The organism is Allobosea sp. LC85, assembly GCF_000735605.1.
Taxonomy (GTDB): domain Bacteria; phylum Pseudomonadota; class Alphaproteobacteria; order Rhizobiales; family Beijerinckiaceae; genus Allobosea.
This window is the reverse complement of sequence record NZ_JPKG01000034.1, coordinates 16,132-34,923: the sequence shown is the minus strand read 5'-3', so window position 1 is coordinate 34,923 and position 18,792 is coordinate 16,132. Positions and strand designations below refer to the sequence as shown.

The following is an 18,792-nucleotide window of genomic DNA, read 5'->3' as shown; positions in this document are numbered from 1 at the left end:
GGCGGAGCATGAACGCCTATCTCACTCTAGCTGTTGCCATCGTCGCTGAGGTCATTGCCACCTCGGCCCTCAAAGCGTCGCAGGGTTTTTCGAAATTCGGGCCCACGGCCGTCGTTGCGGTTGGATATGGCGTCGCGTTCTACTTCCTGTCGCTCACCTTGAAGAGCATGCCTGTCGGGATCGCCTATGCCGTCTGGTCGGGCGCAGGCATCGTCCTGATCTCGGCGGTGGGGTGGCTTGTGTTCGGCCAGAAGCTCGATCTTTGGGCGGTGATCGGAATGGGCCTGATCGTGGCCGGTGTCCTGGTCGTGAACGTTCTCTCGACCTCTGGCGGGCATTGAGCCGCTTCTGCAGCTTGTCCATTTTGGTACGCCGGCCTGCGACCGTAGCGCCAATGCCAAGCATACACTAGTATAGCCTTCCAACTGGACCCGCGATCTGAGGGCCGCCAACAGCACTGCCACCCGTGTGGGTGCGTTCGGATGTCAAAATCCTCGCGACAACCTGCGACGACGACTTCACTCAGCATCAGACGGGACAAAGAACGTTGAGCTTGCTTGCGCGCCTTTTTCAACGTTTCCTCGTTCTCTGCCTGGGCGTCGTCAGCGTGTGGCTGATCGTCTTCGTCGTCTTCGATACGGCGGACCACAGACTGCCTTGGATCCTGGCGGCGAGTCTGACCTACGGTTTGGCTGCTTATGTCATTCTGCCAAACGTGGTTCGAATGAGCCTGAAGGTTCTTCACCGCAGATTGATCCCCCGATACACGATCACCGGAGATGGTTTGCCCGGCGATCCTGTAAACCTCGTCCTCATCGGTACTCTTCAACAGCTCCGCGATGCATTTGCAGCAGCGGGCTGGTCGACGGCTGATCGCCTGGGGATCGCCAGCTCCTGGCGAATGATACGAGCCTTTCTGCTCAACTCGACCTATCCCACCGCTCCTTTCAGCACCCTCTATCTCTTTGGACGAAGGCAGGACATCGGCTTCCAGGAGCCCATCGACAACAGCCCGCGCAAGCGCCATCACATCCGCTTCTGGGCGCTGAGCCTCGCTCATTCCGGGGACGATATGACCGCAGCGAGTTTTTGGCTGAATACGGATAAACCAGCGACCGACCAGCCTGTATTATGGGTCGGCGCGGGGACCCGAGATACCGGGCTGTCACTGACCCGACTGACGTTCCAGGTGACCCATGCGACCGATTCCGACACGAATGCGGAGCGCAACTACATAGTCGCCGAGTTGAGGGCCAAGCAGGTGATCGGTGACGTCGTCTTGCACCCATCCGGTTCGCGTTTGCAGACCGGAAAGGTCAACCATTACATGACCGATGGTGAGATCGCCTTCGCCAGTTTGATAAAGGACTGAACCTGTATTCTTGCTGCCTTCCGCAGGGCTCGATGATCGATGCTCCGGGGGCAGTGAAGCCTGCAATTGAGCTCGAGATCGCATGTGCGCAGAACGTCGATGAGGATCGCGCAGCCAGCCAGGTTCTGGATTGCGATCTCTGTGGTCGCCTTGGTCGTGCTGGTGCTGTTGCGCGAGATCCTGCTGCCGTTTGTGGTGGGTGCCTTGCTCGCCTATCTCATCGTTCCGGTGGTCGACAGATTGGAGCGGTTCGGGATGAATCGTTCCCTTGCAGCCCTGGCCGTCTTCCTGCCGCTGGTTGCCGGTCTCATTGCCTTTCTCCTGGTGATGCTGCCGGCGATCATTGGCGAACTCAGGTTTTTCGTTGAGGAGTTTCCCCGCTACTTTACACGGCTCCAGTCGCTCGTGACCGATGCGAGCCGCCCCTGGCTGCACACTGTCATGGGTGGCGAACTCCATATCGAGCAATCCTCCGCCGATCTCGCCAAGACGATGGGCAGCAACTGGCTCGATGGCTTCCTTCGCTCGTTATGGTCGAGCGGGCTAGCCCTGGTCTCCCTTCTCTCGCTGCTCGTGGTGACGCCGATCATTGCCATCTATCTCGCCATTGACTGGCAACGCATGCTGGCGACGGTCGATGGCTGGTTTGTCCCGGCGTATCGCGACGATGCTCGGGCGCTTGGGCGTGAAATCCACGATACGATCGCCGGCTTCGTGCGCGGCCAGATCGTCATTTGTCTCGTTCTGGTCGTGCTTTATGCGACGGCCCTGAAGATGACCGGGCTCAACCACGCCATTCTGATAGGGATCACTGCCGGCCTCATCAGTTTTGTTCCCTATTTCGGCGCTGCCACCGGGTTCTTCGTGGCGGCCTGCGTTGCGATGGCCCAGTTCTGGCCGAATTGGGTGCCGGTCGCTGTTGTGGGGAGCATCTTCATCGTGGGAGAAATGCTCGCCGACTATGTGCTGTCGCCGCATCTCATTGGCCGTCGCGTCAACCTCAACCCGGTCTGGATGATGTTTGCGCTGTTCGCCTTTGGATGGCTGTTCGGCTTCATCGGCGTGCTGTTGGCGATACCTCTCGCGGCATCGCTGGGCGTGATCCTGCGCTTCGCGTGGCGGCGGTCGCTGGAGGGTTCGGAGCGCCCCGTCTCGGACGGGCCAGACTCAGTATGACGAAATGGCCGGGGGAGGATCGACAGGCTGCAAGGTCTATCGCCGGCGATGGTGGCAAACCGGGCCTGTCCATAGACCAATTGCGCGGGCCGATCTTTTGCTCTTTTTCCGAGCGTTCCCTGGACGAGAGAGCGGAGCTTCAGTGCAGCCCCGTCGATCGCGAGATCGGTCCTGGGTGCAGACGACTACGCAGCGCAACTTCGCGCTTCACGGGCGCGCAGCGACGGTAGAGCCCGACAAGACCACGTCTCACGACGAACCTCGGTGCGTTGGACGGAGATGAGGGTACGTGCCGAGATGGTTTCTGAGACAAGAGAAACATCGTGCGCTTACTGCAAAACATCTGGCGGAAGGGGTGGGACGATATTCCACCCGGAGGCTAAGCCGTTGATAAGTCCTAAGTCGCTGATCTAGAAGGACTTGCGTTGGGGGCTTTTTTGACTCATTTGTGGGTCCACATTGCTCCGGGAAACGTCAACCCATGGCCCGCAAACCACGCCTCAAGAAGCTCGGCAAGAACCTCGAATGGCACGGCAGCAGCATCCGCGTATCTGTAACCGTGCCGCCCAGCCGAAGGGGTGCGGTAGGGGCCGCGAAGCTCCGCGAGGTGCTGACCACCGCGGACCCCCTGGAGGCCGAGCGGGAGAAGGTCGACGTCATCAAGCGCCTTCGGGGCCGCATCAAGAACCCGAAGGGGAAGCTGCCCGTCATCCTTCAGGACTTCACCGAAGAGGCCATGAGCTGGCGCGAGGCCGTGGCCAATGATGACAACGGGGACGCCATCTACGCGCTGGACGCCCGTGTGGATGCCGTCAGGCAGGCAGCGGGGCAGGCCGTGGCCCAGTCCTTCGTTGCGGTAGCGGCTGGCCAGCAGACGCCTCTGAAGCTCGCCTTGCAACCGTTCTACCGGGAGAAGCGCTTCGCCAAGGGCTACTCCGACGACATCAGCCGCCACGTTGGGTGGCTGGCCGACTGGTTGGAGGCGAAGAGCTACAGCGTGACGGTTGAGGCGGTGACGAAGCGGATAGCCGGTGAATTCATCCACGACAGGATGATCGTCACGAACATGCACCGCAAGAGCGCGAACCGCGCCATTTCGTGCCTCGCGTCTTATTGGACCTATCTCGTCAAGCGCTGGGGGCAGGTAGAAAACCCGTGGACCGGCCAGAGCATCGAGAAGCGCGCCGTCCGCTCGGAAGCCGATCTTCTTGAAGGGCCACAGAGTGCCGATAAGCGCCCCTTCACTGACGACGAGGTGAAGACTCTGCTGGCTGGCGTAGGGCGCGGCCCTGTGGTCCTCAAGGGCTCGGTTGCGACTGTGCTGCCGGAGTTCTGCAAGATCGCCGCACTGACGGGCATGCGGGTCGATGAAATAGCCGGCTTGAGGGTTTCAGACGTCGGGAAGGAGGGCTTCACCATCTCCCACTCGAAGACCGCTGCCGGCTTCCGCCGCACGGTGCCCATTCACCCTGACCTTGCGGACATCGTCACGACCCGCATCAAGGGCAAGAAGCCCGGCGACTATCTGTTCCATGAGCTGCCGGAACAGGATGCCGACTCGAAGCGGGGCAGGGGCGCTCCCGTCTCTCAGGTCTTCACCCGCGAACGCCGCCGCTTGAAGGTGGACGAGAGGCCGTTGCCGGGCCAGAGGCAGAGCAACATCGACTTCCACTCCTTCCGGCGCTGGTTCGTGCGCAAAGCCGCCGATGAGCTGGACAAGGGGGCCAAGGGCTACAGCGTCTGGACGATTGCAGAAGTGGTAGGACACGCTGTCGAGAATGCGAGCCTAGAGGGCATTAAGCTGCCGCTGGGGCTGACCATGAGCCGGTACGCGGGCGATGCTTCCGGGGAGGCCAAGCGGGCGTGTGTGGTGGCCGTGAGGCTGCCGGCCTATGGCTAGCGAGCACCGGCCCGGCCCAGAACACGTCCGAGTCAGCCGCTGTAGCCGAAATATCGAGCCCTCAGCTCTTGGCATGCTCCGTCGAGACCGGGGAACAGCGATCCCGGCGTGACGCCCATCAACGTGAGTTCGTTCAGGACATCGAGCCGCTCTTTGTAGGGGAGGTCAAAAGCTCTCAGATATTGCACGTTGTGCGCCTCTTCGACGTCCTTCAGGTAGCCCTCGATATCATCGACGTTCGTCAGGAACGACTTGGCTTGCTGGGGCAGTGCCCGCTCATTGCCTACGGTTACCGCGTCAAGCAGAGAGAAGTGAGGCCGGATGCCCGAAGTTCGACGGTACTGGGAGCAGCTATTCGTCCATGCTTCAGCGTCAAACATAAAAATGCGGACATATTCTTGGTTCAGCGGCCGATATGCGTCGGGTCTAAATGCGAAATAGGCAGCAACGAATGGGGATGCTGACCAATCGAGGAGTGGCGTAGGATATCCGTGATGCTGGGCGAGGTGCCAAAAGGCCCCATTCTGCACTGAGTCTCCAAGATGGAAGTAATGCCTGGTTCGCGCAGATAGAACGCGATGTAATTCACTTATGTCGCGGTGGGTAAAGCGAACCAAGTCCTTACGGTGCGTTCGATGAAACGCCGTGCGTAGTCGCCAACGAGATGGCTGGCCTCGGAAGACATACTTATAGGCGGGCAGCTTCACGACATACTGGCGAAATTTCACCCAAGTCGTGATGTTGGGCTCCGCCTTCAGCGCAGATGGCCGATCAGCCAAGCTGGCTTTGCAGGTTGCTTCGCCGAAAGTTTCGACTGGCGTCGTCCATTGTACGCGCAGTTCACGGTTCCCAAGCTCTAGCCGCACCAAAGCAGTCGCTGGAAACACTGCGTCCGGGTAGCGTTGAGCTAGGATCTCTGGCGGAATTGGTAAACCGTCCGGGTCCACGGCCGTCGGTTGAACAGTCAACGACTGCTTTGGAGCCTTGCTGTCGGTCCTGACGAAGGCAACGGTATTGGGGATACTCGGGTCGTCCTGAAATAGGAAGGCATGCCCTTCGACGTGGGTCTTGTGGTCGTCTAGGTCAGCGACAAATACACCGGAAGATGATCCGTTGAACCGACCGATCCACTGCCCATCCATGCGCTAGCTCCGATTTTCGAGCAAGACGCCACAGTTCGATTGCTTCGGCAACGCTCCCCAAGAAGTTATCCGCCCAAATCGTGCTAGCGATTGATCGTGCCCGAGGAGGGCCGCAGAAAGCGCTTGGTTCCGGTGAAAAAATCTGAGCGCCTATCGATAAATGAGCCGGCGCGACTTCCCCCCGTGCCGCCCGCTTCCGTGAAGCGTTGGGGACCGCTTTTCGCCAGTCAGCGCGTGACGCTTCGGCGGCTCTTCAGCCCTCGCTTCAGCACTACCATGATGCAGAACCCGAGGAAGCCGCTGTAGGCCATGACAACGTACGGCCAGTATGGAAGCAGGCTACCGACCAACCGGGCTTTCGGGTTGTGAAGACCGCTCGTATCGACAGAAAACACCGTCCAGTCGGAAGCCATCGAGACGCCCTTGGTGAAGAGCACCACGGCTGCCAGCAGCCCGACCACGAGAACCGGCAAGACGGCGCGGCCGTAGCGCCGGCCTCTGCACCAATCCGCAACAGGTAGGCATGCCAGCAGCGCGATGAAACTGGCGAAATAAATCCAGAACGGGTCCAACGTGGTAGCCTCTCAACAGGGGCGGACAAGGTCGGCCGCTACACTACCGCGTCTCGCGTTCAGGCAATCGGATGACGGCCGGCTATCCACAGGCGACCAGCCCCATCCCGTTCCACAGGTCAAGCCCATACTGAACGTTCCAATCCGCTCCCAGGTCGTTCCATAGAAATAGGGTATTGACTTTCGGAACGATAGGACTCATCCGTTTAAGACCTTTTGGAACGGAGCCCTCGGCCATGCTCATCGGTTACGCCCGCGCTTCGACCCTCGAACAGGAAGCCGGCTTGGCTGCTCAGGTCCGTGACCTCAAGGCGTTGGGATGTGAGAAGATCGTCACCGAGCAAACCAGCGCAGTCGGGCCGCGCCCCAGACTCGACGAGGTGCTGGAATTCATGCGGAGCGGGGACGTCTTCACAGTGACGAAGATCGACCGGCTAGCGCGTTCGGTGCTGCACCTCTCGGCAATCGTGGAGCAGCTCAAGGCGAAGGGCGTAGAACTGCGCATCGTCGGTGCGGGCATCGATACGACAACACCGAACGGGAAGCTGATGCTGAACGTCCTGGGCAGCGTGGCCGAGTTCGAGCGGGACATGATGCTGGAGCGGCAGCGCGAGGGCATCGCCAAGGCCAAAGCCGAGGGGCGTTACAAGGGCCGAGCACCGACAGCTAGGGCGAAGTCCGACGAGGTGCGCGAGCTGGCCGCGACGGGTGCCAGCATGGGCGACATCGCCAAGCGGCTGGGCATTGGGAAGGGGTCAGTGCATCGCATCCTGAAGGCCACGGACGGGGCTGCCTCGGCAGCGTGACTGGCCGACAGTTTGCTCTCTGCGGGGCTCGCCCGAAAGGCGGGCCTTTTCCTTTTGGATCAAGTGCTTGCGCGCAAAGTGACGCCAGGTAATCACCCACACTAGCAAAGGCAGGCGCTCCCGCTTGCCACACAAGGGCCAAGCCATGACGAACACGACATACGACAACCTCGACATCCGTCAGGCGGAAATTGCGGCAGCGGGCCGCCTCACGGTCGCCGAGATGCGCGCCATGATCGAAGCCGGCCGCGAGGAGCAGGACGACGCGGAGAACATGATTGATCGCATCGAGGCCGTTCCTGGTGGCCGCAGCTTCGCCAACGATCTTCGCTCGCGCGTCGAGCGGCAGCGGCTTGAGCTGGACTTGTTCGAGGAGATGGCCAGTGCCTTTGAGCAAGGTCGGCTCAACAAGGCGGCGCGCGCCAGCTTCTCCGCACTTCTCGGACTGCGGACGACGCATTGACAACAACGGCATTCATCAACGCCGTGACTCGGTCAGACCTGATCGAGTCATTTTTGTCATTGGACGGCGAGGCTGGGTTTTTCCCACAACTGGGTGATCCCGCCTTTGCCTACAGGACGCCGACCTTGCCCACGCCCGCGCTGCACCGAGCTATCCAGTTCCTTGAGGCACTGACGGAGGTCGATGAGGCCATGCAGATAAACGCGGCCCTCGTCCTCCTGCGAGTCGCTAGCAAGCCGAGCATCTACCAGCGGGAGCTGCCCAAGTACGTGCCCCTGACGCAGTCCACAGCGGCACGCATCGTGGACCGCCTGTCGGACCGTGGAGGGCTGGGCCTCATCACATCTCGCGAGGACTTCGAGGACCGCAGAGTCAACATCCTGACGCTCACGGCTCGGGGGCAGGAGACGGTGAAGGGGCTGCTGGCGCGGCTCTGAGGCTCTCCAAGCAATTACCACCCACACTAGGAAAGGAAGCGCCCGGTTGTGACCGGGTATCTTTCTTTTGGCGCTCTTGTACTTGGCGCCCCTCGAAATCAGCCGGACCACCCGGCCCCCTCAATCGGCCCCAGACATGAACCTAATCGAACTCGCGGAGGACATCCGTGGGCTCCCCTTGGTGCGCGTTCAGTTCGCCAAGGCGCAGACCCATGCCGTCCTTTATCTCTCCGACTACGAGCGCGTCTTGACCGCCATAGGCAACGCCTCGTGGTTCCTCAACTCCAGCGGCAACGGTCATCACTACGTCCGAGCCAAAGACCCGGCAACGAACCTGAACGTCATGATTGCTCGGGTCGTCCTCGGCATCGAGAGCGGTGCCGTTCGATACCAAGACGGCGACAGCCTGAACCTTCGCCGGGAAAACCTCATCCGCCCAACGCGGCCTCATAGGAGCCGCCCATGAGCACCTCACCGGCAACCTTACTGCCCTTGCCGCTCGCGATGAGCGAGCCCACTATTCCTGACCTTAAGCTCGCCAGTGCGCTCGGCTACGAGCGTCTCACCGACATCCGCAAGCTGATCAAGAGACATCAGCCACTGCTGGAGGCGATGGGATCATTGCGCCAACATGGCGTGATGATCGTTGTCGGTAAGGGCGCCCAACGCGCCGTCACCGAGTACCATCTCACGAGACCGCAGGCTGCATTCATCATCGCCAAGGCCGGGACGAAGCGGGCCAACAGCCTCGCGGTGTCCATTGCCGAGATATTCGACATGGTCGTGGCCGGGCGGCTTGCCCCGGTGGACGATGCTGCGGCGGCCGAGCTGGGCGCGGTGCAGGACAGGCTAGAGGCCCGCCTTGCGGCCATCAACGACGAGGAGCGAGGCGCACGTTCCGATGCTTTCGCCATGCTGGGGCGTGGACGGAGCTACGGACCCGGAGGCCGGAAGACCTCGAAAGCAAAGCGCTGCCGCTAACCACTTCTCCGACAACGTCACTCGCCCTTAGTGCCCGCCTCGTGCGGGCTTCATCATTTCTGGAGCCCTGCTGAATGGAATATCATCAAGAGGTGCTCGACCGGGGAACAGGTCATCTGACGACCCAGAGCCCGGGGGACTGGATTACGGTGACCGAGCTGGGCCAGCGCTACGGCATGGGCCCCCGGAAGGTCAGGGCAATCCTCCACCACATGGGCGTGCTGGGGCGGGAGGGCAGAAGCTACCGCCTTTCTCGGCAGTTGGTCGACCAAGGCATCGGCCTCCGACACGACTTCACCCGCTCAGGTCATGCCTTCGACGTCATCAGCCCGAAGGGGCAGGGGATAATTTCCTCGGTCTGGTCGGAGACCGTCACGGACTACGAGGCCGAAGCAGCTAGTTCCGACTTGGTCGCCACCGTCAGGGAAGCCCTGTCTGCATTTGAGGCAGGCCGGCGCGAACCCCTGGGGACATCTGGTGAAGTCCGTTGGGTCTTAGATCACTTCCCAGACATCAAGCTCAATGTGGTGGCGAAGGCCTTGGAGGTCTCGCCCGCTCTGGTGACGCGGTACGCCAATCAACGGGCCTCAGAGACGGCTTACCGGAAGCGGAAGATGCAAGAGCCCCTTGAAGAACTATCAGTCACCGAGAAGCTATCCCGAATGGTCGTGCTGACGCATGACGCTGATTGACCCGAGTATATTACCCAAGACATTTACACGCCGAAAAATGACCTGAACTGGGCCTTGCCCCGTTGCTCGTCCCCTATCCCCGCTCATCGCAGGAGGGCCTATGACGCCACCCGTTGTCCTCGTCGTCCGGTCAGCAGGCCAGGGCGATTATTCCGTTTCTCTGAATGGCACGACCCTATTCACCGGCCGGCAGGCCCTCACCACGTCGCTATCGGTGCTGAGGCTGGGGGGATTGTCCCCAAACGCCGCTCTCGTGGTCCGCAACGCCGACACGGGAGTCGAAAGCGAACCCTTCACGCCCCGCCAGTACCCGGAGGTATTCCGAGACGGTATCCTCCCCTTGCCTAAAACAAGGCGGGAGCGAATGCGCAGATACCGAGCTGCCCAACGGAGCGCGGTGGACACTGAAGCCGTTCGCGATGTCCCAGACAAGCCGGCCAATCTTCCCCCGATCCGTGGTCGCTCCAGCTTCTGGGTCGATCAGCGAGCCAAGCCGAGAACCTACCCACAAGTGTGATTGACGCGATAAAGGGTAGGTATTTCAGAAGCTTAGTCGTGATTTCTCACCGAGGCAAGGAGTCGTTTGGCCGCATTGGCGAGGACTCCGCTGCCGCGTATCCACCACGCCGTTCAGCAACTCCCCGCTGATCGCTCGACTGAAGCAGGCCCCCGCTATGCGTACCTACGCCCTCGACATCCCCTTCCTTGGCACCGTTGACATCGAGTTGAACGGCATCACAAAGCCCCGCAACGGACGCCCAATCGATGCCTCGCGCGGCCCTGGTTGTGTCGAGTTGTGGGTGGGCTCGCGGGGGCAGTTCTACATCCTCCTGGAGCGGTACAGGAAGCGCCCCTCCTTTGGCAGCACTACCACTAGCTGAACCCCGCCAGCCTCGGCTGTACCGGTCTCCAGACTCCAGCAATCCCCATCACAGCCCCGTTCGGATCACCTCCGGGCGGGGCTTTCTCATTTCCCGAAACGAAAGAACCAGCCATGTCCGTCGAACACATCCGCGCTTCCCTGACGCCCGCCGACCTCGCTACCGCCAACGCCGCCTACGCCGAGGCTACGCGAGCCGTGGCAGTGGCCAACGAAGCCCTTTCCAAGTGCGGCCAGAACGACCCCGCACGGCCCAAGCTCTCCTCCCACGTCCGGGCTCTTGAGGCTCAGGCCGAGGCTGCCTTCGAGAAGGCGGTGGCCGAGCTGGTCTACACCAAAGCCGCCGAGGCAGCCTCGCGTAGCGCCACTTACGACTATCTCGCCCGCTGATCGCGGCAGCTCCTCATTTCCCCTTTCTCCAAGGACACCACCATGTCAGACCTCATCGACGGCGTTGCCGTTTTCGAGCAGCGGGAAGCTGCCGTCCGCGCCGCTGCCAATGCCACCCGCGAGCCCGCTCCCAGCCGCAACCCCTTCAGCTTCTCCCCGAAGATTGCCGTTGGACCGGATGTGTCGGCTATCACCGCACCCCCGGTTAGCCATGGCCCATCCATCGACGGCCACTTGGACCCGACCAACGTGGACGTGCTCGCCACGGGACGTACGCAGTCGGGCTTCCAGCGCTCCTCAGCCGAACTGGGAATGAACGACCTCGTGACCATCAACGGGTCACCCACAACTGTGAAGGTGGCTCTTCGTCTCGGCTACCTTGCCGGGAAGGAGGGCGACTTCAGGGACACCGGACTTGCCGCGAAGGAGGCTGGAGGAGGAAAGGGCACCGCAGAGACGCCGAAGGCGCAGGTTCAGCCGGACTATACCGGCAACGAGACGGCCTTCGACGACCACCGCGCGGAGAACCTCTTCGAGACCATCGTGCACGGTACGCCCGAAGGCGCTCAAATCCGCGCCATGACGGACGTCATCGCCAAGGGTGCGGTCTCGAACGACACCCTGCGCGCCATGGCAGACGCTGCCGGCGTCAGCCCGCAGATGCTCCAGACAGACCTCGCCAAGGTACAGGACGCTTTCGCAGCGCAGGCTGCCAAGGCCTTCCGCACCAGTGGCGTGACTGACCCTGACGCCTTCGTTGAGTGGGCTGAACAGCACCATCGGGGAGAGTTCAGGGATGCCATGAGCCAGCACGTCATGGATCGGAACCCGAAGGCCTACGCCAAGCTGGTCAGCAAGTACCTCGCCAGCCGGGAGAGTTCGACGCCCGCTGACATCATGGAGGCCACGTCCGACACGGGCGTCACGGTCCGCAAGGTCGATGGTCAAGTCGTGCTCGACCTGCCGGGCATCGGCACGATGTCCTACGCGGCAGCCGTGAGGCAGGGGCTGGTGAAGCTCTCGCGCGGCTGACGCCCCCACAGCCAAAGTCGGGTCAGGCCCCACTCAACCTCAGCGAGGCCCTCGGGAGATCACCTCTCGGGGGCCTTTTCCGTTTCAGAAGAGCCACCTCATGCAAACCGAAGATGCTGCACGCGTGCGGCTAGACGCTGACGATTACGACGCCCTTTTGACCCTCGGCTACCCGTCCGCCGATGAGTGGGCAGTGGGGGCGACGGGCGGCAACGTCAAGCTCCTATGCCCTTTCACCAATCGCCACGTCGCGGTGGCCTTACTCATCAAGAGATGTGGACGCCGTGAGCGCACGGCCTTCCTCGACGGCGATCCTCTGAACCTCACCCGGCACAACCTCGCTGTCGTTAAGGGCAAGCCCATCGGCACGGTCCATCGGGCACGCCAGAGCCTGAAGCACGCATTCGCGAACTTACAGCCGTCCACCTAATCCCCATCCTAATGCCCCGTTCGGATCACCTCCGGGCGGGGCTTTCCATTGTCCTCAATCCCTCGCTCGCAAGCCGAGCGAACGCCTCGAAAGCCCCAGTCAGAATGCAACCAACTCCTCGCCAAAAGGGCGTGAACACGCTCTCAATCCGACCGGCCAAGCCGGAAGACATCGCCTACATTGCTGCGCGCATGCGCTTGGCCGATGTTGAGGAAATCGTCTCGGCTTCTGAGATGACCCCTGCCCAAGCGCTCACACTCGGCTTCAATGCCTCGCTCCGTCCGCTTGTTGCGGATAATCAGGAGGGCAAACCGGTATGTATGTTTGGCGTTGCGCCGATGCCAGAGCCCCTTGTGGGCAGCGTGTGGCTCCTCGGTACGGACGCCGTGAAGGACAACCGAATGTCCTTCCTGCGCCTGTCGAAGACCATGACCACCGAGTTCCATCGGGACTTCCCGGTCCTCATGAACTGTGTAGACGAGCGCAACGCGGTCCATATCGGGTGGCTCCGCTGGCTCGGCTACAGCTTCCTGCGTCGGCATGCCCAGTGGGGCAAGGAGCGCAGGCCCTTTCTCGAATTCGCAAGGCTTCAGCATGTGTGAATTGGCCACAATTCTGACGGCTGCGAGCTTCGCTGTGTCGGCGACCTCGGCCGTCATCGGCTACCAGCAGCAGAACATGGCAGCGAAGAACCAGACGCTCGCCTACAACATCAACAAGGACAATGCCCGCAAGGCCTTCGAGGACAAGAACAACGACATCTCCGTCCGGCAAACGCAGGAGCAGGAGGCGGCTTCGGCCGAGAAGTTCGATGTGGCCCTCGACGCCAACAAGGCCCGCGCTACGGCCCGCGTGGCGGCAGGCGAGGCTGGCATCTCCGGGCTGTCCGTCGACCAGCTCCTAAGGGACTTCTCGGGGCGACAGGCGCGCCACAACGACCGCGTCGACCAGAACACCGACTGGACCATCACCCAACTCCAGCAGGAGAAGAAGGGGCTGGGCTACCAGTACAAGGACCGGGTCAACGCGGTGCCCACCGGCCAGAAGCCCAGCTTCGCCGATGCCGGGCTCCGCATCGCGGCAGCCGGCCTCAACTCGGTGTCCACCTACAAGAAGTTCAGCAGCTAACCCGCCCCATCAATCACTCGGAGTTGCCCCGTTCGGACCACCTCCGGGCGGGGCTTTCCATTGTCCTCAACACCACAGGCCGCCTTCGCAGAGGCGAACCGTCTAAACACAGGAATTCAACATGGCACTTGTACCCGGCCTCCGTGGCGGTCTTCAGGAGAAGCCCGACCTTGAGCGCAACACCGGCCGCGTAGGCTTGCAGTCTGACGGCGTCCCTCGGATGCCCAAGCTGCGGCCCGCCGCGTCCCCTATCGAGACCTATACCCGCCCCGGCGCACTCCCCAAGGACAACGACGCCGAGCGCCTCATGGCCGCTCTGGCTCCCCTGAACTCGGCCCTGCTGGGCTTCGGGGAGGTCATGAAGGGCGAGCAGAAGGACAAGCATGCCGCCTCGAACGCGTGGCTGGCGACGCACAGCGCTGAAGATGCCCGCAAGGAGCTGCGCGACAATCCGACCGGCGAACTGGCCACCTCACTCCGCGAGGAGAAGGGGCAGGAACTGTTCGCCGCCAAGATGGCCCAGGACGACGTCACCCGCTGGCAAGAGGAATGGGCGACCGGGCCGAAGGACGGCGTGGACGTCGAAGAGTTCCTGCGGTCGCGTGTTGAAGGCCGCATGAAGGAACACGGGGGCACCGGCAGTCGCTTCGTCAACGAGTACCTCAGGCTGGTCCGGCCGGGCATGGACGGCATCCGCAACGGCCAGCTCAAGCACAACGTTCAGAAGGCTGACGAGCAGGTTTCACAGGGCGCGCTTGCCCTTATCGAGCGCACCATCGCCAACGGCAAGGCAGAGGGAAAGAACGCCGACGATATCGTTTCGCTGGTGCGGGGAGAGATCACCGGCAACAAGCTGCTGGCTGGTCGCGATGCCTCGTGGCAGGAGGGTGAAGTCCTCAACATCGCCATGCGCTACGCCGAGCAGGGGGACGTTGACTTCGTCACTGCCCTTGTCAAATCGAAGGGGGCCAACGGCATCAGCCTTCTCGGCAACCGCGAGCACGGCCTGAAGGCCACCAAGCTCCTTGAACTGGCCGACAGCAAGCGCCGCGAGAAGAACCGCGAAGGTGGTTACGAGACCATGGACCGGCTTGATAGAGCCTCCCGTGATGGGACTCTTGACGCCGCCGAGGTGGATCGACTGGTCAAAGAGCGCCCCGGCCTGATGTCGGACGAACGTGCCCTCGCACTCAAAGCCAGAAGCAACGCCGAGATCGAGAAGCGCCTGAACGAGCAGCAGAAGCTGTTCCGTGACCAGTCCAACCGCGAGGCAGCTGACCGCGGCGACATCCGCAACCGGGATGCCCGCCTCGCAGCCGTCAACGACGGCAATCTCCACCGCCTCGGCCCCACCATCCAGGCTAAGGAGAACGGCGAGATCGAGGAGATCAGCGCCGAGAAGAACAAGGAGAAGGCTACCGAACAGTGGCTGGAGGTCAGCGACAAGGTGGCGGCGCGGAACCGGGAGACCCCTGAGCAGCGCTTTGCCCGCGAACTGCCCGCTGTCCGTCAGAACGGCATGGTCCACCCCGAGTGGAAGTCGACGATGTCTGCCGGGATCAAGACCGTCTCGGCGGTGACCACCTCGGGCGACAAGCTGCCTGCCGCGTTCGTTGAGGGATACAACCGCTACACGGAACTCTACACGAGGGCTCCCGCGCTGCTGAACTCGCACCTGTCGAAGGACGAGCGTGAGCGGTGGGAGACCATGCGCGTCATGGTGCAAGAAGTCGGCATGGACCCGTCCAAGGCCGCTCTCCAGTTCACTACGATGAGCAAGGACCCCGTGAAGTTCCGCGAGCTGCTGGGCGAGGGGACTCGTCAGGAGCTGCTTGAGTCCGTTGACCGCGAGTTCAGGGGGGCCACCAACAAGGGCCACATCCTGCAGGCTATCCACAAGCGGTCGTTCGTCTTCGCGGGGGCTGGCCTGTCGTCTAAGGACGCAATCAAACGGGCCACAGACGAGTACAAGCGGACTCATCAGCAAATCAACGGCCATTACATCGACGTCTCTGATCGCGCCCTGCCGCCTGACTTTGCCGATTTGGCCAAGACCCACATCGACGAATACGTCAGGAAGCACGGTAAGCGTGAGTTTCTCGACGCGGGCGACATCACCCTCGAACCCGCTGTAGAGGGAACCGGCGCGTGGGTACTTCGCAACACCCATACTGGCGGCATCCTCGACGACGCCAACGACCGTATCGTGACCATCGACACCTTGATGAAGATCAAGACGGCCCGTGAAGATGCCAAGCGCAGGGTCATCGCAGAGAAGCAGGAGGAGGTGCAGAAGCGTCTCAATGGTCCGGCAGACCCCGGCAGAGACACCCGACAGCTACCTGTCATTCAGGTCACTCCGCTCCCAGAGCCCGGCATCGTCGAGCGCCGCAAGGCTAACGAAGCGAAAGGTGATCCCGTCGCTGACTTCGTCAAGGGCACGTTCTGGGGTGCCGTGGACACAATCAAGAACGGCGTAACGACGGAGGCCGATGCGCCGGAAGCCGTCCCCCCTGGTGGCCGCTATCGCGACATCGTCCGGGGCAACTGACGCTTTCCCAAAAGGTCCCGTTCGGATCACCTCCGGGCGGGACCTTCCCGAGTACGACAGGCGACCACGTCGCGAGGCGCCTGAGAGGGCGTTCTAGCGGACCCTCAGGGGGAGACTTCAACTGGAGCCTCCCCCTGTTTTTTCTCGGGGCCGAGGCGTCACAAGGCGATACGGATGCAGCCGGGGGTGTCGCACTTCATGCCGCCCACCAGCGGTGCCCGGTATTGGTAGGTGACCGTTCCACCGCAAATGGGGCAAGGCGCTTGGGAAGTGAAGGGCTGGTGGTCGCGCTCCCGCTGGAAGTGCCTCAACAGTTCATAGACGGGCGCCATCGCTGCGTCGATGCGCTTCATCTCCTCTAGATCGTGCGCCGTGTTGGGGATGACCTTAAACTCGGTAGCCGGGCCATCCCGGAGCAGCTTTGGCTTCTCTGTCATCACATCACCTTACGGCGGAACTGGCGGCGCACAGATAGTCCGTCCCGCTTAGCGCCGGGGCCTCCCCAGTTTTTCTTGCTCAGCCCTTCACGCCCGCCTTGGCGCACAGAACGCCGATCACCGGCTCGCTCTTAGGCATGTCTCCGCACACGATCTTGTTGATCGCCGGGTTAGAGAACTCAGGCTGGGGCTCTACGCGATGGACGGTGATCTTCGTGCAGACGTCGATACGCATGTCGAGCGCCTCTTTAAGGTCGCTGGTCGTCGCGCTGCCAAGAGAAGGGTCTCGCAGATACATCATCTTGCCACAGTTCTCGACGACCTCCGCCTGAACCGTTTTGACGTCTCGGGAGACGACCCACGCATCCAGCCGACTCAGGTAGAGCGCTTGCAGCTTCTCGACGGGCACAGATTGCGCCGCTGCGGGGAGCGCGAAAGCCAGCATGGCAGCGGCGATATGCGCGACGGCGCTGGTCTGGCGACGCACTGAGTCGAACTCCTGAGCGCTAGATGGGTCCAAATCTGGGTCCATCCTTGGGGGCTTTCTGGGTCCACTTCAATTTTCCGCCTTCTTATCATATTGATAATTCAGCGAAATTTGATCGGTGGAATTTCTGGCGGAAGGGGTGGGATTCGAACCCACGGTGGGCTTGCACCCACGGCGGTTTTCAAGACCGCTGCCTTAAACCACTCGGCCACCCTTCCGGCTGGCCTGTCATTGCCGGGTGCGAGGCGTTTTTGCAAGTGCGATGACGCAGAGCCGAGGCGGCTTCCACTTTGCCATGCCTGGATTGTCCCGCCACGTGCATGTGAGTCGGAATGAGGCCGGGCAGGTGGGCAGGGCGCTGCTCTGGACTGTGGGCCGCGCGCCGGATTTGGCGGAGGCCTGCTTCAAGACCGTCTTGACGGTTGGCGGCCACCGGAAGGCCCATTCCCAGCAGAAAACCGCTACCGAAATCAGCCGAGTAATGGCGTTGCATTGTGGCAACGCCTGTCTGAAAAATGGCGGTGGAATGGTCGCGGGTTGACAATTGCCGCATTTCGGACACCTTTGGCCCGCCCAAAGGCACTCTAGATGCCGGATCGGGGCATTCGCGCTCGGCGATTCGCCCGCTTAACGATCCCTTTACAGGATTGACCGAAAACTTCGGCTTCGCCGCAGGATGCGGCTTGGCCGGGCGATGGCTTTCGGCGCAGCGACGGACGATTACCATGATGCGAGGCGCAAGCTCTCCGGCTCCGGCATTGGCCCATGTGGTAACCGACTCGGACAGAGCTTCCTCTTCCCTTGCTCTTCGTGCTGCGCGACTTGGCTGTGTAGCGCTTGCCGGCCTTCTCCTTGCCAATTGCGCCAACGATCAGGTTGCGCGCCGCAAGTCGAAGGAGATCGGCGCGTTCCCGTCCTCGAAATACGGCCCCGCCAGCCCCCGGGTTATCGCAGAGGGCCAGCCTGTGCCGAAGGGTGGCGGCCGCGAGCTCGTCGGCAAGTCCTATTCCGTCGCAGGCAAGCGCTATACGCCTTATGAGAAGCCGGTCGGCTACACCGCCGTCGGCACCGCGTCCTGGTATGGCGAGGCCTTCCATGGCCGGCGCACTGCCAATGGCGAGATTTATGACCGCGACGGCATCAGCGCCGCGCATCCCACGATGCCGCTGCCGGCTTATGCCCGCGTGACCAATCTCCTGAACAACCGCTCGATCATCGTGCGCGTCAATGATCGCGGTCCTTACCATGGCAGCCGCGTCATGGACGTGTCGCAGAAGACGGCCGACGCGCTGGCCTTCCGCCACCTCGGCACCGCTCGCATCAAGCTCGAATATCTCGGCCAGGCCTCGCTTGGCGGCTCCGACGACCAGCTTCTGCTCGCAACCCTGCGAACCGATGGCATGCCGGCCTCGATTCCCGGCACCAGCGCGCCGACGATGGTCGCGAGCAACGCCCCGGTTGCCGCCAACCGGACGGCGAGCGCAGATCTCCAGGATCCGCGCGACGAGCAGGCTCGCCAGCCTGTTGCCGCGGCTCCGGTGGCTCCGCAGCCGGTCGTGCAGGCCTATGTGCCGCAGCCCGTCCGCACCATCGCGCCCGGCACGCCTGTCGCCGCAACGCTGGTTTCGACCTCGTCGAGTGCCGGCGTCCCGGTCCGGGGCGCGCCGCTGCCGCCGAACCGGCCATTTGACCTCGACACCATCGCCAATGCTGCGACCCCAGTTCTGCTCCGCCCGGCCGTCCTGCCGCCACGGCCGCCAGCACTGCGCACCGCCAGCCTGTTCGCCGCTCCCGAGCGCGATGCGGCCGAGCGTTTCGCGCGCAAGACCCCGTTGGCACGGGATCTGGTTCCGCAGGCATTGCGGCCGTTATCGCGCAATTGACATGTATCGGGCTTGACCGGCTGAGCCCGCCTC

21 protein-coding genes and 1 tRNA gene are annotated in these 18,792 nt (G+C 62.3%); 17 read left to right on the top strand and 5 right to left on the bottom strand.

What is annotated here, in order from left to right:
* The first annotated feature begins 8 nt into the window (after positions 1–8).
* The 4 genes from FG93_RS17400 to FG93_RS17385 all read left to right on the top strand — a co-directional run bounded on the left by FG93_RS17400 (position 9) and on the right by FG93_RS17385 (position 4,448).
* Entirely contained in the window at positions 9–341 is a 333-nt protein-coding gene (locus FG93_RS17400; RefSeq protein WP_043236628.1) for an SMR family transporter, read from the top strand.
* A 206-nt stretch (positions 342–547) separates the two neighbouring features.
* Positions 548–1,372, top strand: a complete 825-nt coding sequence (locus FG93_RS17395) for an LssY C-terminal domain-containing protein (RefSeq protein ID WP_043236875.1) — start codon at positions 548–550, stop codon at positions 1,370–1,372.
* Positions 1,373–1,471: 99 nt separating this feature from the next.
* Positions 1,472–2,548, top strand: a complete 1,077-nt coding sequence (locus FG93_RS17390) for an AI-2E family transporter (RefSeq protein ID WP_043236873.1) — start codon at positions 1,472–1,474, stop codon at positions 2,546–2,548.
* Positions 2,549–3,029: 481 nt separating this feature from the next.
* A complete protein-coding gene (locus FG93_RS17385) occupies positions 3,030–4,448 on the top strand; it encodes a tyrosine-type recombinase/integrase (RefSeq protein WP_043236626.1) in 1,419 nt (472 codons plus the stop codon).
* 32 nt (positions 4,449–4,480) lie between these two features.
* Here FG93_RS17385 and FG93_RS31930 read toward each other — a convergent pair whose 3' ends face one another.
* Both FG93_RS31930 and FG93_RS17375 read right to left on the bottom strand, forming a co-directional pair.
* Positions 4,481–5,590: an FRG domain-containing protein gene (locus FG93_RS31930; protein WP_081881619.1), complete on the bottom strand. Its 1,110-nt coding sequence runs from the start codon at positions 5,588–5,590 to the stop codon at positions 4,481–4,483.
* A gap of 227 nt (positions 5,591–5,817) precedes the next feature.
* Entirely contained in the window at positions 5,818–6,162 is a 345-nt protein-coding gene (locus tag FG93_RS17375) for a hypothetical protein (protein WP_043236624.1), read from the bottom strand.
* Between the two features lie 236 nt (positions 6,163–6,398).
* Between FG93_RS17375 and FG93_RS17370 the strand changes: the two genes are divergently transcribed.
* The 12 genes from FG93_RS17370 to FG93_RS17310 all read left to right on the top strand — a co-directional run bounded on the left by FG93_RS17370 (position 6,399) and on the right by FG93_RS17310 (position 15,952).
* Positions 6,399–6,968, top strand: a complete 570-nt coding sequence (locus tag FG93_RS17370; RefSeq protein WP_043236623.1) for a recombinase family protein — start codon at positions 6,399–6,401, stop codon at positions 6,966–6,968.
* Between the two features lie 145 nt (positions 6,969–7,113).
* Complete coding sequence (locus FG93_RS17365) at positions 7,114–7,431, top strand: hypothetical protein (protein WP_043236621.1); 318 nt, start codon at positions 7,114–7,116, stop codon at positions 7,429–7,431.
* Positions 7,428–7,868, top strand: a complete 441-nt coding sequence (locus FG93_RS17360) for a MarR family winged helix-turn-helix transcriptional regulator (protein WP_043236619.1) — start codon at positions 7,428–7,430, stop codon at positions 7,866–7,868. The genes FG93_RS17365 and FG93_RS17360 overlap by 4 nt, the downstream gene beginning before the upstream one ends.
* Positions 7,869–8,004: 136 nt before the next feature.
* Positions 8,005–8,334, top strand: a complete 330-nt coding sequence (locus tag FG93_RS17355; protein WP_152579487.1) for a hypothetical protein — start codon at positions 8,005–8,007, stop codon at positions 8,332–8,334.
* Positions 8,331–8,849, top strand: coding sequence for a hypothetical protein (locus FG93_RS17350; RefSeq protein WP_043236616.1), 519 nt, complete (start codon positions 8,331–8,333; stop codon positions 8,847–8,849). The genes FG93_RS17355 and FG93_RS17350 overlap by 4 nt, the downstream gene beginning before the upstream one ends.
* Before the next feature lie 74 nt (positions 8,850–8,923).
* Positions 8,924–9,541 carry a hypothetical protein gene (locus FG93_RS17345; RefSeq protein WP_052513891.1) on the top strand — a complete coding sequence of 206 codons (618 nt, stop codon included), beginning with the start codon at positions 8,924–8,926 and terminating at the stop codon, positions 9,539–9,541.
* Between the two features lie 994 nt (positions 9,542–10,535).
* Positions 10,536–10,811, top strand: coding sequence for a hypothetical protein (locus FG93_RS17335; RefSeq protein ID WP_043236613.1), 276 nt, complete (start codon positions 10,536–10,538; stop codon positions 10,809–10,811).
* 42 nt (positions 10,812–10,853) lie between these two features.
* Entirely contained in the window at positions 10,854–11,843 is a 990-nt protein-coding gene (locus FG93_RS17330) for a hypothetical protein (protein WP_043236611.1), read from the top strand.
* A gap of 100 nt (positions 11,844–11,943) precedes the next feature.
* Entirely contained in the window at positions 11,944–12,273 is a 330-nt protein-coding gene (locus FG93_RS17325; RefSeq protein WP_043236609.1) for a hypothetical protein, read from the top strand.
* A gap of 131 nt (positions 12,274–12,404) precedes the next feature.
* Entirely contained in the window at positions 12,405–12,875 is a 471-nt protein-coding gene (locus tag FG93_RS17320) for a hypothetical protein (RefSeq protein ID WP_052513890.1), read from the top strand.
* 1 nt (position 12,876) lies between these two features.
* Complete coding sequence (locus FG93_RS17315) at positions 12,877–13,401, top strand: hypothetical protein (RefSeq protein ID WP_043236608.1); 525 nt, start codon at positions 12,877–12,879, stop codon at positions 13,399–13,401.
* 121 nt (positions 13,402–13,522) lie between these two features.
* The gene (locus tag FG93_RS17310; protein WP_043236606.1) at positions 13,523–15,952 is read left to right on the top strand and encodes a hypothetical protein; all 2,430 of its coding nucleotides are present in this window, start codon (positions 13,523–13,525) and stop codon (positions 15,950–15,952) included.
* A 158-nt stretch (positions 15,953–16,110) separates the two neighbouring features.
* Here FG93_RS17310 and FG93_RS17305 read toward each other — a convergent pair whose 3' ends face one another.
* From FG93_RS17305 to FG93_RS17295, 3 genes are all read right to left on the bottom strand, one after another.
* Positions 16,111–16,389, bottom strand: coding sequence for a hypothetical protein (locus tag FG93_RS17305; protein WP_043236605.1), 279 nt, complete (start codon positions 16,387–16,389; stop codon positions 16,111–16,113).
* Positions 16,390–16,468: 79 nt separating this feature from the next.
* Positions 16,469–16,876, bottom strand: coding sequence for a hypothetical protein (locus FG93_RS17300; protein WP_152579486.1), 408 nt, complete (start codon positions 16,874–16,876; stop codon positions 16,469–16,471).
* Positions 16,877–17,004: 128 nt separating this feature from the next.
* Positions 17,005–17,094 (bottom strand) — tRNA-Ser (locus FG93_RS17295).
* Positions 17,095–17,601: 507 nt separating this feature from the next.
* Here FG93_RS17295 and FG93_RS17285 point away from each other — a divergent pair.
* The gene (locus FG93_RS17285; protein WP_348270481.1) at positions 17,602–18,759 is read left to right on the top strand and encodes a septal ring lytic transglycosylase RlpA family protein; all 1,158 of its coding nucleotides are present in this window, start codon (positions 17,602–17,604) and stop codon (positions 18,757–18,759) included.
* Positions 18,760–18,792: the final 33 nt, after the last annotated feature.

What these genes read in the sequence shown, in the direction of transcription:
- FG93_RS17350 (WP_043236616.1), top strand. Translation starts at nt 8,331, where the DNA reads ATGAGCACCTCACCGGCAACCTTACTGCCCTTGCCGCTCGCGATGAGC.
- FG93_RS17285 (WP_348270481.1), top strand. Translation starts at nt 17,602, where the DNA reads ATGATGCGAGGCGCAAGCTCTCCGGCTCCGGCATTGGCCCATGTGGTA.
- FG93_RS31930 (WP_081881619.1), bottom strand. Translation starts at nt 5,590, where the DNA reads ATGGATGGGCAGTGGATCGGTCGGTTCAACGGATCATCTTCCGGTGTA.
- FG93_RS17385 (WP_043236626.1), top strand. Translation starts at nt 3,030, where the DNA reads ATGGCCCGCAAACCACGCCTCAAGAAGCTCGGCAAGAACCTCGAATGG.
- FG93_RS17345 (WP_052513891.1), top strand. Translation starts at nt 8,924, where the DNA reads ATGGAATATCATCAAGAGGTGCTCGACCGGGGAACAGGTCATCTGACG.
- FG93_RS17310 (WP_043236606.1), top strand. Translation starts at nt 13,523, where the DNA reads ATGGCACTTGTACCCGGCCTCCGTGGCGGTCTTCAGGAGAAGCCCGAC.
- FG93_RS17355 (WP_152579487.1), top strand. Translation starts at nt 8,005, where the DNA reads ATGAACCTAATCGAACTCGCGGAGGACATCCGTGGGCTCCCCTTGGTG.
- FG93_RS17390 (WP_043236873.1), top strand. Translation starts at nt 1,472, where the DNA reads ATGAGGATCGCGCAGCCAGCCAGGTTCTGGATTGCGATCTCTGTGGTC.
- FG93_RS17325 (WP_043236609.1), top strand. Translation starts at nt 11,944, where the DNA reads ATGCAAACCGAAGATGCTGCACGCGTGCGGCTAGACGCTGACGATTAC.
- FG93_RS17330 (WP_043236611.1), top strand. Translation starts at nt 10,854, where the DNA reads ATGTCAGACCTCATCGACGGCGTTGCCGTTTTCGAGCAGCGGGAAGCT.
- FG93_RS17305 (WP_043236605.1), bottom strand. Translation starts at nt 16,389, where the DNA reads ATGACAGAGAAGCCAAAGCTGCTCCGGGATGGCCCGGCTACCGAGTTT.
- FG93_RS17370 (WP_043236623.1), top strand. Translation starts at nt 6,399, where the DNA reads ATGCTCATCGGTTACGCCCGCGCTTCGACCCTCGAACAGGAAGCCGGC.
- FG93_RS17400 (WP_043236628.1), top strand. Translation starts at nt 9, where the DNA reads ATGAACGCCTATCTCACTCTAGCTGTTGCCATCGTCGCTGAGGTCATT.
- FG93_RS17335 (WP_043236613.1), top strand. Translation starts at nt 10,536, where the DNA reads ATGTCCGTCGAACACATCCGCGCTTCCCTGACGCCCGCCGACCTCGCT.
- FG93_RS17365 (WP_043236621.1), top strand. Translation starts at nt 7,114, where the DNA reads ATGACGAACACGACATACGACAACCTCGACATCCGTCAGGCGGAAATT.